Raw genomic sequence first — 16,069 nt, forward strand, 5'->3', positions numbered from 1 at the left:
CACGTCTTTCTTTCCGCTGCTGCAAAAGACGTGGATGCCCGGCACAAGGCCGGGCATGACGAATCTGAGGAGCGATCCCGCATAAAAATTACGGCCTCAAGATCGCCGCACCCGTCGTCGCCCGGCTCTCCAGTTCGATATGTGCCTTGGCTGCATCCTTCAACGCATAGGCATGGTTGATCGGCACGTGCAGCTTGCCGTTGATGACGGCGGCAAACAGCGTGTCGGCGCCTTCGAGCAGCTCCTTGCGGGTGCTGACATAGTCATTGAGTTTCGGCCGCGTCGCAAACAGCGAGCCGTGATTGTTGAGCTCGGCAAGTGGGAACGGCGGCACCGGGCCGGAGGCGTTGCCGAAGCTGACGAACAGTCCGCGTGGCCGCAGGCACGACAGCGACCCCGGGAAGGTGGTCTTGCCGACGCCGTCATAGACGACGTCGCACAGCTCGTTGCGGCTGATCTGTTTGACACGCGCGACAAAATCTTCCTCGTTGTAGAGGATGACGTGATCGCAGCCATTGGCGAGTGCGAGATCGGCCTTGGCCTTGGAGCCGACGGTGCCGATCACATGCGCGCCGAGCGCCCTCGCCCACTGGCAGGCAAGCAGGCCGATACCGCCCGCCGCGGCGTGGATCAGCACGCGATGGCCCGGCTCGACCTTGAAGGTCTTGTGCAGGAGGTACCAGACCGTCAGGCCCTTGAGCATCAGCACCGCGCCCTGCTCGTAGGTAATGTGGTCGGGCAGCTTGACCAGCTTGTCCGCCGGGATCACCCGCTCCGAGGCGTAGCCGCCAAGCGTGAAATAATAGGCGACGCGATCGCCGGGGTGAAAATTGGTAACGCCGGGCCCGACGGCCACGACTTCGCCCGCGGCTTCGTTGCCGGCGATGAACGGCAGGCCGGGCGCCTTGTAGAGGCCGGTGCGGAAATAGACGTCGATGAAGTTGAGGCCGACGGCGTGCTGGCGGATGCGGACCTCGCCCGCTGCAGGCGCCGCCACGTCCACGTCTTCATATACCAGGGCTTCCGGACCCCCTACCTTGTGCACCCGCACAGCCTTGGTCATGACAGCCTCTCCCTCGGTAGTCCCTGAAACGCCCAACCTGAAGGCGAAACGAAAGCCATCGCCGGCCGGATGTCAACTCACCCCCGGCTCCTGGCGGCCTTCTTGCGGTTGCGCCGGGCGAGCACGTTGAACAATTCGACCGCGGCTGCGAACAACATGGCGAAATAGATGTAGCCGCGCGGAATATGGAATTTGAATCCGTCCGCCACCAGCGCCACGCCGATCAGCACCAGGAAGGCCAATGCCAGCATCTTGGTCGTCGGGTGATCGGCCACGAACTTCGCTACCGGGCCAGAGGAAATGTACATGACGGCGCAGGCGATCACCACCGCTGCAACCATGATTTCGATATCCTGCGCCATGCCGATCGCCGTGATGATCGAGTCCAGCGAGAACACGATATCGATGATGATGATCTGCATGATCGCCATCAAGAATACACTGGCCCGCGGCTTGGTATCCGGCTCGCCGTGGCTAGCCTCGACCTCGGCATGGATTTCATGCGTTGCCTTCGCGATCAGGAAAGCACCGCCGGCAATCAGAATGATATCCCGCCAGGACAGATCGACGCTCTTCACCGTCACGACAGGCTCCGTCAGGCCGATCAGCCACACCAACAGGCTGAGCAGTATGATGCGAAACACCAGCGCCAGCAGGAGGCCGATCTGGCGCGCGCGCTTGGCTTGCGCGGGCGGGATGCGCGATACGATCACCGAAATGAAGATGACGTTGTCGATGCCGAGCACGATTTCCAGTGCCGTCAAGGTCACCAGCGCTGCCCAGGCTTCCGGGCTCGTCAATAACTCCATCATGCTCTGAACGACTTTATTTTCCGGATCACTGCGTCGCTTCCCACAACATAGGCCGCGATGGCGCAAAGCCCGGCGACGATGGGAGCACCTACGTTGAAATCGCAGATGAGCGTGTAGATCGCAAGCACGGCCCCGGTTGCCATCAGCCACAGGGTCAGCCAGCGCAGACGCACTACCCTGAACGGGTGCAGCACATGAAATGGGGCGAATGTGAGCGCGATCAGGATTGCGATTCCGAGTGTGGCGAGTTCCTTCGGCAGGTGCAGCAAGAACAAATAAAACGCCGCGGCGTTCCACAGCGCTGGGAAGCCGCGAAAGTGATTGTCGGAGGCTTTCATGCGCCGGTCGGCGAAATAGAGCGCGCCCGACACCATAATGCCGATGCCGAGAATTGGTGCCGCCAGCGGCAGCAGCAGGCCGCTCGCCGTAATCGCATAGGCCGGAACGAAGACGTAGGTCACGAAATCGACGACGAGATCGAGCACCTCGCCTGACCAGTTCGGTTGCAACCGCTCGACGTCCAGTTTTCGCGCCAGCGGGCCGTCGATGGCATCGATGATCAGGGCGACGCCGAGCCAGCCGAACATGCTCGCCCAATGCTCGCGCACGGCCTCCAGCATCGCAAGCAACGCGATGCCCGCGCCCAGCGCGGTGAAGATGTGCACGGCGAATGCGGCGGTCCGCATTCGGCTGGTTGCAGGAGTGGAATCTGGCTCGCTGGTCTGGTCCATTGCTCCGGCAGTGCTATCAGGAATCGCTCCGATTTGCATATCGGCGCTTGCGGCGTTCCGCCGCGCGATTGGGCGGAAACATTTCGGCCGGTTGATGGCTTGAAAATGCCGGCCCGAACGTCAATTGTCCTGATATGAACGACGCATCTCAAGTTTATGACGCCGCCGTGATCGGCGGTGGGCCGGCTGGATTGACCGCCGCCGTCGCGCTGGCAGCAACCGGCGCAAGGATAGCCCTGCTCGCCCGCCGCGTGCCCTATGCCGACAACCGCACGACGGCACTCCTGGGAGCATCCACCGATCTGCTGGAGCGGCTCGACGTCTGGCCGCGCTGCCGCGACAAGGCGGCTGCCCTTAGGACGATGCGCCTCGTCGACGATACCGGCCGGCTGATCCGGGCGCCGGAGGTGCGCTTCAGCTCGGACGAGATTGGTCTCGAGCAATTCGGCTACAACATCGACAACAGATCGTTAATGGTTGCCCTGGAAGAACGCGCCGCAGAACTTTCGAACCTGACCCGATTTGACGATGAGGCTGTCACGATCGCCCCGCAGGATGCGCTCGTTACTGTCAGCACCGGCAAAGGCAGCCAGCTCGCCGCGCGGCTGGTGATCGGCGCGGACGGCCGGCAATCTCCCTCCCGCGAGGCAGCCGGCATCGCGATCAGCCGCCGCGACCTGCGCCAGTCGGCGCTGACCTTCAACATCTCCCATTCGCGGCCGCACAACGGCATTTCCACCGAGTTTCATACCGCGCAGGGCCCGTGCGTATTCGTGCCCCTGCCCGGCAACCGCTGCAGCGTGGTGTGGGTTGCCGCAACCCGGGAAGCCGAGCGGCTGATGTCGCTCAGCGACGGCGAACTATCGGAGGCCGCGGAAAAACAGTCGCACTCCATTCTCGGCCGCGTCGAAGTCGAAGCCGGACGCAACCTGTTTCCGCTGACGATCGAGCGTCCCGAGCAATTCGCCAGCCATCGCGTCGCGCTGGTCGGTGAGTCAGCCCATGTGGTGCCACCGATCGGAGCCCAGGGCCTCAACATGGGATTGCGCGACGCGGCCGATGTCGCCGACATCGCCGGCGATGCGCTCTCGCGTGGCGAGGATCCGGGATCGCCCGCCGTGCTGGCGCGTTATCAGTCCGCCCGCCGTGCCGATGTCGCGAGCCGGCTGATTGCGATCGACGTCGCCAACCGCTCGCTGCTGAGCGATTTCCTGCCCATGCAATCGCTCCGTGCAGCGGGCATGCATCTGCTCGGCTCGTTCGGGCCGTTGCGGCGGCTCGCCATGCGCGAGGGACTGGCGCCGACCTGGAAGCGCGTCGGCTGACCATACTGCCGTAGCCCGGGCGAGCGAAGCGACCCCGGGGACCGGTCCCGCATATCGCGGAACCTGTCATCACTCCGCGAGCGCAATTGCGCTCGTCGCCGGGCGCGCATTCGCGCGACCCGTTGGCTCATGCGGGCTATGTTTGTCTACTTTGCATGGGGTTGTTTTCGCGTTTTTGCATCTCCGCGCCACGCCTTACGGAAACACCAGCCGTCCGCTCTGGATAAACCACATCACGCTGGTCAGCGTGACCACGGAGGCGAAGGTCCCGATCAGGACGGCGACGGACGCCGGCTCGATCCAGGTGTTGTTCTGCCGGGCCATCACGAACACGTTCAGCGCCGGCGGCAGCGCAGCCATCAGGACGGCGGTCGCGGCCCAGGGCTGCGCGAACGGGCCGAACAGCAGCATCAGGCCGAACACGATCAGCGGATGGATCAGGAGCTTGATCGCGATCACGCCGGGCACCTCCCAGGGCACACGATCGAACGGCCGCAGCGCCACGGTTACCCCCAGCACAAACAGCGCCGTCGGCGCGGCGGCGTTCTGCAGAAACAGCAGCGTCCTGTCGATGGCGACCGGTAGCCGAATGTGCAACGCCGCGGTGAGCGCGCCCGCCGCCGCCGACATGATCAGCGGATTGAGCACGATCTGCCGCGCGGCGACGCCAATCGCATGCAGAAACGACGGATGGTCGCGATCGGTCAGCGCCATCAGCAGCGGCACGATCGTGAACAGGAAAATGCTGTCGCAGCAGAAGATCAGCGCGGTCGGCGCCGCCGCCTTGGCGCCAAGTACCGCCAGCGCCAGTCCGGGGCCCATATAGCCGATATTGCCGTAAGCGCCGGCAAGCCCCGCCATGGTGGCCTTGCGCAACGACAGCTCACCGATGATCCGGCCAGCCACCATCGCAAGCACGAAGGCGCTGATGGTCGCCAGCGTGGTTGCGATCAGGAATGGCGGGTTGGCCAGTTCGGAAAACGGCGTCTCCGACATGATCCGGAACAGCAGCGCCGGCAGCGAGACGTAGAGCAGGAAAAAGTTCATCCAGCTAAGACCCGATTCCGGCAGCCCCCGGGTCTTGCCGCAGGCGAAGCCGATAAAAATCAATCCAAAATAGGGGAGCGCAAGGTTGAGGATATCGACCATCTCGGAAGCGTCTTTTTGTCAGTGATTTCGGGAGGATGGCGCCGGAAATGGCCACTACACGTAAAGGTTAACTCGTTCTATTGCCCCTAGCATCGGCCACAATCATGGTCTATTCGACGGGACATGATCAAAGCGCGCACCGCCAAATTTCAGATCGGGCAGATCGTCCGCCACCGGGTGTTCTCATTCCGGGGCGTGATTTTCGACATCGATCCGGAATTCAACAATACCGAGGAATGGTGGTTGTCGATCCCCGAGGAGGTTCGGCCTCACAAGGATCAGCCGTTCTATCACCTGCTCGCGGAAAATTCGGAGTCCGAATACGTCGCCTATGTCTCGGAGCAGAATCTGCTGCCGGACGATTCCGGCGAGCCGATCCGGCATTCGCAGGTGGCCGAGATTTTCGTGAAAGACAAATCCGGCGGCTATCGCCCGCGCAATCCGTCGCTGAACTAGCGCGCCGTCATCGGCCAACACAAGGCCATGGGTCCGTCGCGGACAAGCATGACAGGAAAATACCCCGTACCCCGCCTGGCCGAACAACTGGAGCAGGACTGGGCTCCGATGCTGGCTGCGCGTTTTGGCGTGCGGGAGGAAGATTTCCGGGCCCAACCGACGCGCTTCATGGCGTATCCTTCCGGTAACTGTCGGGTTGAGCTGATGGACGGATCGTTCGTCGAGCTGCGCTGGGCTTTCGCCGTCGTTTCAACCGAGTTGCGCTCGGTAGCCGTGTTCAGCGAACACTGCGGGCACCACGTGTTTCCGCTGCATGATGCGACAGTGTACGAACAGGGCGTGCAGGTTTATCCGGCCATTTGAGTCCAGCGCGACATGCGCAGTGGCTCAAGCTATTACCCAGTCTACCGAGGAATCGCTGCCCAAACAAAAAAGGCGCCCTGTTGGGGCGCCTTTTGTTTTGTCGAATGGTGCGACTGTTACTTCGTCGCCGGATTGGCACCACCCTGGGCCCCTTCCAGCTTCTTGCGCTGCTCTTCAGCCCGCTTCTGCAGCTCTTCCTGCAGCTTCTTCTGGTTTTCCTCGAACTGCTTCGGATCGGTCGGCGGACCGTCATAGGCCTTGGCGAATTCGCCCGCGAGCGGCAGCGGCAACGTCAGCGGCGCGCCGTTGGAATTGATCGCCTGAACAACGAGATTCTGGCCCTTCTTCAGGCTGGCGATCAGCTCAGGGGTCGCCTCGTAGTCGGACATGCAGCCGTTCTGGAAGCAGATGACGTAGGGGCCCTGCAGCGGCGCATTGCTGTCGACGATGATCCGGGTTCCGTGGACGAGCTGCATGCCGAGCGGCAGCGTCACGCGCAGGAGCTTTTTGGGCTCGCCTTCCGGCTCGATGATGACGGCGGCGATCACGGGCTGGCCCGACTCGATGCGACCGTCCTTGCCGGTGAAGCAAACCTGCTTGGCGCCGGCTTCCTGACCCTTGAGGCAGAACTTGGTCCAGGGCGCATAGATCAGCTGGACCTGCTGTTCCTGCGGCTGGGGGGCAGCGGCGGCAGGGGCGCCAGCCGCAGGGGCCTGCGGGGCGGGCGCGGGACCTTTGGGAGCGGCCTTCGGGGCCGCCTTCGGAGCGCCAGGCGCCGGTGCCTGCGCGTGCGCAGCCGACGCGATCAACGTTGCCGACAGTGCCGAGGCCGCCAACAGGGCCAGGATCTGCCCACGCGGCCGGACCGACCCGGCCAAGATACGGAAATTCATTGCGGAAAACCCTTTCTGAACCGGAGCGCCCGAAACCGCTGCAGACGCCGACACCTCTACCCGCGCTGAGGCGGCTATCTCGTTGGCAATTGAGGCGGATACGTGACAGGCGTTCCCGCTGGCATCAACTGCCCGCCTTCAATACAGCGGCAGCCGAAAAGATCAATGCCGACAAGCATCTTTGGTGTTCCCCGCATGCGGGGGCCAAAGCCTATGGTAAAGCTTTTCGGTGTGCATTTTCGAATCAAATTGCTGGCCACCGATGACAGCCTTTAGGCGTATCCCTCTGCGTGTATTGGCCTGTATCACCCTCGCGCTGGGTGTAACGCCGCTCAGCGGTGCGATGGCGGCCGAAACCCACGCGCTGGCGATGCACGGTACGCCCGCTTTGCCCGCCGGTTTCACCCACATGCCCTATGCCAATCCGGATGCGCCGAAGGGCGGCCGGCTGGTCTGGGGCGTCCTTGGAACTTTTGACAGTCTCAATCCCCTGATCGTCCGCGGCATCGCGGTTCAGCAAATCAGGGGCTTTGTGGTCGAGAGCCTGTTGGCACGCGGCAATGATGAGGCTTTCACGCTCTATGGCCTGCTGGCCAGGAGCGTCGAGACCGACGACGCACGCAGCTATGTCACCTTCCGCCTCGACCCCAAGGCGCGCTTCGCCGACGGCAAACCGGTCACGGCAGAGGACGTGCTGTTTTCATGGGCCTTGCTGCGCGACAAGGGCCGCCCCAATCACCGCCAGTATTATTCCAAGGTCGCAAAGGCCGAAGCGCTCGACCCGCTCACGGTGCGCTTCGATTTCGGCGGCACCAATGACCGCGAGCTGCCGCTGATCCTCGGTCTGATGCCGGTCCTGCCCCGGCATGCCGTCGATCCCGCCACGTTCGAGGAAACCACGATGACCGGGCCGGTCGGTTCCGGTCCCTATCGCGTCACATCAGTCAAGCCGGGGGCCAGCGTCACGCTGACCCGCAATCCCGACTATTGGGGCCGCGACCTGCCTGTAAATCGGGGCCTATGGAACTTCGACGAGATCAGGCTCGATTTTTACCGCGAATCCAACGGTCTGTTTGAGGCGTTCAAGCGCGGCCTCTACGATTTTCGCGTCGAGCACGAACCGCTGCGCTGGCACGAGGGCTACGACTTTCCGGCGGTCCGCAACGGCGAGGTGATCCGCGACACCATCAAGACCGGAATGCCGCAGCCGGCGGAATTCCTGGTGTTCAACACGCGGCGGCCGGTGTTTTCAGACATCCGCGTGCGGCAGGCGCTGACGCTGCTGTTCGATTTCGAGTGGATCAACCGCAACTACTTTTTCGGGCTCTATGCCCGATCGCCGGGCTTCTTCGCAGGATCCGAGCTCTCCGCCTACGCCCGGCCCGCCGACGCGCGCGAGCGCGACCTCTTGAAACCGTTCGCCGAGCGCATCCGTCCCGATATTCTCGACGGCACGTACCGACTGCCCGTCACCGACGGATCGGGCCGCGATCGCACCACGTTGCGCCAGGCGCTGAACTTGCTGTCGGAGGCCGGCTATGATCTCGATGGAGCCGTGCTGCGGCAGCGTTCGACCCGGGCGCCGCTTACCTTCGAAATCCTGGTCACGACACGCGATCAGGAGCGGATCGCGCTGGCCTATCAGCGCGACCTCAAGCGCGCCGGCATCGAGGTCAGCGTGCGCGCCGTCGACCCTGTGCAGTTCGACCAGCGCCGGCTCGGCTACGAGTTCGACATGCTGCAGAACCGCTGGGATCAATCGCTCTCCCCCGGCAACGAGCAATCGTTCTACTGGGGCAGTGAGGCCGCCGACATTCCCGGTACGCGGAATTACATGGGAGCCAAGGAGCCGGCCATCGACGCCCTGATCGCGGCGCTGCTCGAGGCGCGCGAGCGGCCGGCCTTCATCTCCGCGGTGCGGGCGCTCGATCGCGTTCTGATCTCGGGCTTCTACGCAATTCCGGTGTTTAACGTGCAGGAGCAATGGATCGCGCGCTGGAATCGGGTAGAACAACCTGTGGCGATCGCGTTGACGGGCTATCTGCCGGAAACCTGGTGGCAGAAGCCGGAAGCGAAGTGATTTAGTTGCGTACCCAAGTAGCTTGCCTGAGTAACCTGCCGAGTAACTCGCCCAACCGACGCAACCCTCGTGATAGAACCGAAGTAACGCCGTGACCCAGCCGACCGCTTCGCCGACGCTCGATACGCTATTCAAACGAAACCTGGCACGGCAGCCGGACGCGCTGGCGCTGGTCGATCCCCCCAACAAGGCGCGCATCACCGGCCAGCCGCCGAAGCGTCTTACCTTCGCGCAGGCCGACCGCATGATCTCGTCGCTGGCCGCGCACTTCATCGAGTCCGGCTTGCCGTCCAATTCGGTGATCGCGGTTCAACTGCCGAACACCATCGAATTCGCGCTCACGGTGCTCGCAGCCTACCGCGCCGGCCTCGTCGTCGCGGTGCTGCCGCTGCTCTGGCGGCAGTCGGAACTGACCATGGCGCTCAACCGCACCGCAGCGCGGGCGATCGTGACCTCGGGCAAGATCGACGGCGTGATCTATTCGGATCTCGCCATGAACGCCGCCGCCGAAGCGTTCTCGATCCGCCATGTCTGCGGCTTCGGCAGCGACCTGCCGGAAGGCATGGCCTCGCTCGACAACGCCATATTCCGGGAATCCCCGACCACGCGCGCCGTGATCCAGGACGGCCGCAAGGCGGCGCTGATTTCCTTCGACGTCACCGCGGACGGTTTCCGGCCGGTCCCGCGCGCCCATCTCGGCCTGATCGCGGGCGGGCTTTCCATGTCGCTCGAAAGCGACGTGCCGCAGGGCGCCACCATCCTGTCGGCGTTCTCGCCAATGTCGTTTGCCGGCCTCGCCTCGTCGCTGGCGATCTGGCTGCTATCGGGTGGGACGCTGGTGCTGCACCACCCCTTCGACGACGAGGTGCTGGAGCAGCAGATCAACGAGCAGGCCTGCGATACGCTGGTTGCGCCTGCCCAACTGGCGCTGCGGCTGGACGAGTTGGACCTCGCCGCGCGGATGCCGAGCCTGCGCAATGTCATCGGCCTGTGGCGCACGCCGGAACAGGTCGGCTCCAGCGCGGGCTGGTCTGCGCAACAGGCGACGCTGACGGATGTCTATCTGTTCGGCGAGGCCGGATTGTTCGGCGCCCGCCGGATCGCAGAGGATGGCGCGCCGGCCCTGATCAAGCCCGGCCCGCACGGCGCGCCGCGCGATTTGCCGGGATCTTCGATTGCGGGCGACATCCTCGTGACGCCGCGTGGCACTTTGGGATTGCGCGGCCCGATGGTGCCGGTTGCGGCTTACGCTCCGCCTCCGTCGCCGAGCGACTCCCTGATCGCCACACCGCCGCGCGACTATGTCGACACGGATTATGCGGCGCGGCTGGACCGCGTCACGGGCGCGGTCCACATCACGGCGCCGCCGTCCGGCGTCATGGCCGTCGGCGGCTACCGCTTCCTGGCGCAGGACCTGCAGGAGTGGGCACGCCGGCTCGGCCAGGGCGCGCTCCTGACCGCCTTGCCGGACCGCATCAGCGGCCACCGGCTGGCGGGGCGCGCCCTCGACAACGCACGCGCCCGCGACGCGCTGACAGAACTTGGCCTTAACCCGTTGATGGTTGAGGCATTTCGGGATCGGAGCAACGCCGCCTGAGGAAGGCGATCGTTGACGCCGCATTAAGCGCCGCGAACTAGGATCGCGGCTCCCTATTGCGCGCTTTGTCCGAGTTCTCAGATGTCCCAGCAAGGTCCGATCCTCGTCGTATCCAGCGCGAGCCGACCATCTTTTGCCGCCACGCTCGATGGCGCAGGACTGTTTCCCGTGGTCGAGACCGGATGGGCGGATGCGTCGCGCGCGGTCGAGCAGGTGCAGCCAGCCGCCGTGCTGGCCGCAGCTTCCGACGCCGATGCAGCCGGACTGGCGGGCCTCGCCGCGCGGGTCGCGGCGCGCCAGCCCTATCTGCCGTTGATCGCGGTGGACCCGCAGACGGCCTATCCCGACAACGTCATTCCCTTCTTTCAGAGCCAAGTCCTTCAAAGTCAGGTCCAACAAGCCGGCCCCGACCGGCTGATGGCCCGCGTGCGTGCCGCGCTGCGCGTGCGGGCGTTGCATGCGACGGTGATGCGCCGGTTGGTGCCGGCGGCGCCGATGACGCTGTCGCAGATCGATCCGGCGCGTGACGCTACCGTGCTGCTGATCGGCCGCGGCGGCGCCTATCCCGCACTGTCGGTCGCGCTTGGCGAGCGCAGCGGCGTGGTCGGCGCGCTCTCGATCGAGGCGGCTGCGAAGCACCTCAACGCCAGGGACATTGACGGCATCGTGCTCGGCGAAGGATTCAGCCTGCGCGTCGTCGATGCCTTCCTCACCGTGCTGACGGAGGATGCCCGTTTCCGCAATCTCCCCGTCGTCGTGACCGCAGGCGATCTGGCGCCGGCTTACGATCTGCCGAATCTCGAGATCGTTTCCGGCGATGCCGCCGAGGTGGCAACGATCGTGCTGCCGCTGATCCGCCAGCACGCCTTCGAAGCGCATCTGAGCCGCACGCTGAAGGCCATCGACGCCGACGGCCTGATCGACGCGCGGACCGGGCTGCTCACGGCGGAAGCCTTCGAGCGCGACTTTGCCAGCGCCATCTACCAGACCCAGCAGCGCGGCGGCGGATTATCGGTCGCGCGCTTTGCGTTCGATCCCGATCATCCCCGCGCGCAATTCGACGGCGCGCGGATCATCAGCCGCCTGATGCGGCGAATGGATTTTGGCGCCGCACAAGGCGACGGCTCGGTGGTCGTGGTGTTCGCCGAGGCCGACCTGAAGACGGCCCATGCCGTCGCCCGGCGGCTGTCGAGCGTGATGCGCCATACCAGCCACGGCCAGCGCGACGCCCGGTCGGAGCCTTCAGTGACGGTCGCAACGCTGCTGCCGAACGATTCCGCGAAGTCGCTGCGGTCGCGGCTGCACGAAGGCGCACAGCGCGCGGCGTCGTAGAGAGAGCCCCCCATCTATCCCCGTCATTGCGAGGAGCAAAGCGACGAAGCAATCCACGGCTCCGCACATGCGGCAAGATGGATTGCTTCGCTTCGCTCGCAATGACGGAGAGAGCCCGCGCGCCGCGCCCGCCTACGCGGCCTTCTTGCTCTCGGCGAGATTGGCGAGCTGCCGCAGGATCTCGGTCGTGCCCATCAGCCGCTCTTCCGGTGTCTTCCATACCTGCAGGAACACCACCTTCATGTCCGGACGCACCTTCGCGGCCTGGCCGTGCTGGCGGATGAAGGAGACCAGGCGATCCGGCTGGGCAAAGCTGTTGTCGCGGAACGAGATCACCGCGCCCTTCGGCCCGGCATCGACCTTCTCGACATTGGCTCTGCGGCAATAGGCCTTGATCGCCGCGACCTTGAAGAGATAGCGGACTTCGTCCGGAAGCACGCCGAAACGATCGCGCATCTCGGCGGCGAAATTGTCGATCTCCTCGTCGGTGTCGAGATCGGCGAGCCGCCGGTACAGCGACAGCCGTACCGCGAGGTCGTTGACGTAATCCTCGGGGATCAGCACCGGCATGCCGATGGTGATCTGCGGTGACCAGCGGTCGGCGGCCGGCTCCGCCACGCCGGCCTTGAGATTGAGGATCGCTTCCTCCAGCATCGATTGATAGAGCTCGAAGCCAACTTCCTTGATGTGACCGGACTGCTCCTCGCCGAGCAGATTGCCGGCGCCGCGGATATCAAGGTCATGCGACGCAAGCTGGAAGCCGGCTCCCAGCGTTTCCAGCGACTGCAGCACTTTCAAGCGGCGCTCCGCTTGAGCCGTAATCTTCTGCTGCGCCGGCAGCGTGAACAGCGCATATGCCCGCAATTTCGAGCGCCCTACCCGGCCGCGCAACTGATAGAGCTGCGCCAGGCCGAACATGTCGGCGCGGTGCACGATCAGCGTATTGGCGTTCGGGATGTCGAGGCCGGACTCGACAATCGTGGTCGAGAGCAGGATGTCGTACTTGCCGTCATAGAACGCCGACATGATGTCCTCGATCACGGTCGGCGGCATCTGGCCGTGGGCGACCGCGACTTTCATCTCCGGCACATTCTTGTCGAGAAAGTCCTTGACGCTGGCGAGGTCCTCGATCCGAGGCACCACGTAGAACGCCTGGCCGCCGCGGTAGCGTTCACGCAATAGCGCCTCGCGGATCATCAGCGGATCATGCGGCGCCACGAAGGTGCGTACCGCGAGACGGTCGACCGGGGGCGAGGCGATGATCGAGAGGTCGCGCACGCCGGTCAGCGCCAGCTGCAGCGTACGCGGGATCGGGGTGGCGCTCAATGTCAGCACATGCACCTGCGCCCGCAACTGCTTCAGCCGCTCCTTGTGGCTCACGCCAAAATGCTGCTCCTCGTCGACGATCAAAAGGCCGAGGTCGCGAAACTTGATCGCCTTGCCGAGCAGCGCATGGGTGCCGATCACGATGTCGACGTTGCCTTCGGCGAGCCCCTTCTTGGTCTGCGTCAGCTCTTTCGCCGGGATCAGGCGCGAGGCCTGCGCGACATTGACCGGAAACCCTCTGAAGCGTTCGGCGAAATTCCTGCTGTGCTGCCGCGCCAGCAGCGTGGTCGGCACCACCACCGCAACCTGCTTGCCATCGAGCGCCACCGCGAACGCCGCGCGCAACGCCACTTCGGTCTTGCCAAAACCGACGTCACCGCAGATCAGCCGGTCCATGGGGCGGCCGCTTTCGAGGTCCTTCAGTGTGGACGTGATGGCGCCAAGCTGATCCTCAGTCTCCTCATAGGGGAAGCGCGCACAGAACTCGTCATAGACATGCGGCTGCACCGGCATTTTCGGCGCTTCATGCAACTGCCGCTCGGCCGCGATCTTGATCAGTTCGCCGGCAATCTCGCGGATGCGGTTCTTCAGCTTGGCCTTGCGCGCCTGCCAGCCGCCACCACCCAGCCGGTCCAGCTCCACACCGGTCTGCTCGGACCCGTAGCGCGACAACAGCTCGATGTTCTCGACCGGCAGGAACAGCTTCGTTTCCGCGGCATAATGCAGTTCGAGACAGTCATGCGGCGCGCCGCCGACCTCGATCGTCTGCAACCCGACAAAGCGGCCGATGCCGTGCTCGACATGCACAACGAGGTCGCCGGTCGAAAGGCTCGTGACCTCGGAGATGAAGTTGTCGAGCTTGCGGCTCGATTTGCGCTGGCGGACCAGGCGGTCGCCGAGGATGTCCTGTTCGGTGATGACGGCGAATTCGTCGGTCTCGAAACCGCTTTCCATGCCGACGACTGCCAGCATGGCCTCGTTGCGCGGCGTTGCCTGCACCGTGCGCCAGGCGTTGACGCTGGTGATATTGGCAAGCTTGTGATCCCTGAGCATGCTGGCCATGCGGTCGCGCGAGCCTTCGCTCCACAGCGCGATCACCACCTTCTTGCGCTGCACCTGCAGCGCCAGCACATGGGCCACCACGGCTTCGAACACGTTGACGGTCGTGTCGGCGCGCTCGGGGGTGAAGCTGCGGCCCTGCCGCGCGCCGGCGTCGAACATGTCGCTGGTGCCCTCAGGCACCGCAAACGGCGTCAGCCGTGCCACTGCGGCCTCGCTCAGCCGCGTCGTCCATTCCGTTTCCGTCAGATAGAGCCGGTCCGGCGGCAACGGCTTGTAGATCGCGCCTGACCCCGGATGCTCCAGCGCCTCGCGCCTGGCCTCGTAATAATCCTGGATCTGCTTGAAGCGCTCGCGCGCGGCGTCCTCGCTCTGCGGCTCGATCGCAACCGGCGCGCCGTCGAGATAGTCAAACAGCGTATCCATCCGCTCCTGGAACAGCGGCAGCCAATGCTCCATGCCGGGATGGCGGCGACCTTCGCTGACGGCTTCATAGAGCGGATCGTCGCGCTGCGGCGCGCCGAAGGTCGCAACATAGCCCATGCGGAAGCGCCGGATGGTCTCGGTGACGAGCTGGAATTCGGAGATCGGCACCAGATCGAGCGCACGCATGTCGAGCAGCGTCCGTTGCGTTTCGGCATCGAACGTGCGGATCGATTCCAGGCTGTCACCGAAGAAATCGAACCGCACCGGCTGGTCGAGCCCGGCCGGAAAAAGGTCGAGGATGCCGCCGCGCACGGCATACTCGCCGGGCTCACGCACGGTCGAGGAGCGGTTGTAGCCATTGTGCTCCAGCCAGGCGACGATGGAATCCATCGGCACGACATGGCCGGGCGCAACCGACAGCGCCTGCGCCGCCACCACCTCGCGCGCCGGCACGCGCTGCACGATGGCGTTGACGGTGGTGAGCACGATCAGCGGCTTGTCGCTGCCCTGCAGGCGCGACAGCCGCGCCAGCGTAGTCAGGCGCTGCGCCAGGATGCCGCCATGCGGCGACACCCGGTCATAGGGCTGGCAATCCCAGGCCGGAAACTGCATCACCGGCAGATCGGGCGCGAAGAACTCCAGCGCCCGCGCCAGTTGCTGCATGCGCGGGCCATCGCGGCAGACCACGGCAAGGCTGACCGCCGGTGGTTTCGGCCGCGCCGCCACCGCACGGGCGAGGTCCGAGACGACCAGCCCCTCGGCGCCTTCGGCGACATTGGCAAAGGTCAGCGCGCGGCCCGGAGCCAGCAGCGCGGCGGGCGATTTGACGGGCGCCTTCATGCGTCGTGATCCACGGCGCGAAACGCCTTGATGCGCTCGAACAGCGCGGTCGCATATTCCGGATCGAGCGGCGTGTCGCCGATCAGCGCGGCATAGAGATCGGGATCGGGCACCTCGATCAGGCGTTCCAGCTCGGTCAGTTCGTCATCGCGCATGTCAGCTATCTCGGCATCCGCAAAGCGTCCGAGGATGAGGTCCATTTCGCGGGTACCGCGATGCCAGCAGCGAAACAAAAGCCGCTTGCGGCGGTCATCCAGGCCACCGCTCGATCGTGTCGTACCCGTCATTTCCCTGTCCCATCCGAACGCCAAAAGCCCGGACGTGCCGGGCGGGGTTGATATAGCGTTCGGGACCGCCGATGTCAGCCCTTGTTGTCTGCATTGCCTCCACAAATGCTCGTCATGGCCGGGCTTGTCCCGGCCATCCAGGTCTCGCTTCCACATTGAGCAAAAGACGTGGATGCCCGAGACAAGCCCGGGCATGACGGCAGGAGTTTTGGCTGCGCCTTCTCCTCGTAGCCGCGGGGGTTGCAGCTTTTGCATTTCGCCGTTATGTGTCTGCCCGCGATCGGTGCCGATTTTGGCACGATCATCAGGGAGAAGGCTCGATGACGTTGA

Annotated in this window: 13 protein-coding genes; 6 read left to right on the forward strand and 7 right to left on the reverse strand. The window is 64.6% G+C overall.

Translation table 11 applies throughout. From position 1 onward, the window contains the following. Positions 1-88: 88 nt before the first annotated feature. The 3 genes from LMTR21_RS21050 to pcsA form a co-directional block, all read right to left on the reverse strand. Complete coding sequence (locus LMTR21_RS21050; RefSeq protein ID WP_065755523.1) at positions 89-1,063, reverse strand: quinone oxidoreductase family protein; 975 nt, start codon at positions 1,061-1,063, stop codon at positions 89-91. A 77-nt stretch (positions 1,064-1,140) separates the two neighbouring features. Next, positions 1,141-1,875 carry a TerC family protein gene (locus tag LMTR21_RS21055; RefSeq protein WP_065755522.1) on the reverse strand — a complete coding sequence of 245 codons (735 nt, stop codon included), beginning with the start codon at positions 1,873-1,875 and terminating at the stop codon, positions 1,141-1,143. Further along, positions 1,872-2,606: a phosphatidylcholine synthase gene (pcsA, locus tag LMTR21_RS21060; protein WP_141688550.1), complete on the reverse strand. Its 735-nt coding sequence runs from the start codon at positions 2,604-2,606 to the stop codon at positions 1,872-1,874. The genes LMTR21_RS21055 and pcsA overlap by 4 nt, the downstream gene beginning before the upstream one ends. 134 nt (positions 2,607-2,740) lie before the next feature. On the opposite strand from pcsA, the gene LMTR21_RS21065 reads away from it, so the two are divergent. Further along, positions 2,741-3,931 carry a UbiH/UbiF family hydroxylase gene (locus tag LMTR21_RS21065; RefSeq protein ID WP_065755520.1) on the forward strand — a complete coding sequence of 397 codons (1,191 nt, stop codon included), beginning with the start codon at positions 2,741-2,743 and terminating at the stop codon, positions 3,929-3,931. A gap of 195 nt (positions 3,932-4,126) precedes the next feature. Here LMTR21_RS21065 and LMTR21_RS21070 read toward each other — a convergent pair whose 3' ends face one another. Next, positions 4,127-5,080: an AEC family transporter gene (locus LMTR21_RS21070; RefSeq protein ID WP_065755519.1), complete on the reverse strand. Its 954-nt coding sequence runs from the start codon at positions 5,078-5,080 to the stop codon at positions 4,127-4,129. A gap of 123 nt (positions 5,081-5,203) precedes the next feature. On the opposite strand from LMTR21_RS21070, the gene hspQ reads away from it, so the two are divergent. Together hspQ and LMTR21_RS21080 are read left to right on the forward strand one after the other, a co-directional pair. Continuing rightward, on the forward strand, positions 5,204-5,536 hold the full coding sequence (gene hspQ, locus LMTR21_RS21075; RefSeq protein ID WP_027537766.1) for a heat shock protein HspQ: 333 nt from the start codon (positions 5,204-5,206) through the stop codon (positions 5,534-5,536). A gap of 48 nt (positions 5,537-5,584) precedes the next feature. Continuing rightward, positions 5,585-5,899, forward strand: a complete 315-nt coding sequence (locus tag LMTR21_RS21080; protein WP_065755518.1) for a hypothetical protein — start codon at positions 5,585-5,587, stop codon at positions 5,897-5,899. A gap of 116 nt (positions 5,900-6,015) precedes the next feature. Here the strand turns inward: LMTR21_RS21080 and LMTR21_RS21085 are convergent, their stop codons facing one another. Further along, entirely contained in the window at positions 6,016-6,792 is a 777-nt protein-coding gene (locus LMTR21_RS21085; protein WP_065755517.1) for an invasion associated locus B family protein, read from the reverse strand. Positions 6,793-7,054: 262 nt separating this feature from the next. On the opposite strand from LMTR21_RS21085, the gene LMTR21_RS21090 reads away from it, so the two are divergent. The 3 genes from LMTR21_RS21090 to LMTR21_RS21100 all read left to right on the forward strand — a co-directional run bounded on the left by LMTR21_RS21090 (position 7,055) and on the right by LMTR21_RS21100 (position 11,801). Continuing rightward, positions 7,055-8,872: an extracellular solute-binding protein gene (locus LMTR21_RS21090; protein ID WP_065755516.1), complete on the forward strand. Its 1,818-nt coding sequence runs from the start codon at positions 7,055-7,057 to the stop codon at positions 8,870-8,872. A 91-nt stretch (positions 8,873-8,963) separates the two neighbouring features. Then, on the forward strand, positions 8,964-10,469 hold the full coding sequence (locus LMTR21_RS21095) for an AMP-binding protein (protein ID WP_065755515.1): 1,506 nt from the start codon (positions 8,964-8,966) through the stop codon (positions 10,467-10,469). Between the two features lie 81 nt (positions 10,470-10,550). Beyond that, a complete protein-coding gene (locus LMTR21_RS21100) occupies positions 10,551-11,801 on the forward strand; it encodes a PleD family two-component system response regulator (protein WP_065755514.1) in 1,251 nt (416 codons plus the stop codon). 132 nt (positions 11,802-11,933) lie between these two features. On the opposite strand, the gene mfd is transcribed toward LMTR21_RS21100, so the two are convergent. Both mfd and LMTR21_RS21110 read right to left on the reverse strand, forming a co-directional pair. Next, complete coding sequence (mfd, locus tag LMTR21_RS21105) at positions 11,934-15,452, reverse strand: transcription-repair coupling factor (RefSeq protein WP_065755513.1); 3,519 nt, start codon at positions 15,450-15,452, stop codon at positions 11,934-11,936. Beyond that, entirely contained in the window at positions 15,449-15,739 is a 291-nt protein-coding gene (locus LMTR21_RS21110; protein WP_065755512.1) for an FAD assembly factor SdhE, read from the reverse strand. The genes mfd and LMTR21_RS21110 overlap by 4 nt, the downstream gene beginning before the upstream one ends. Positions 15,740-16,069 lie beyond the last annotated feature (330 nt).

Origin of the sequence: Bradyrhizobium paxllaeri, from assembly GCF_001693515.2 — a bacterium.
In the GTDB taxonomy this organism is placed as follows: Bacteria; Pseudomonadota; Alphaproteobacteria; order Rhizobiales; family Xanthobacteraceae; genus Bradyrhizobium; species Bradyrhizobium paxllaeri.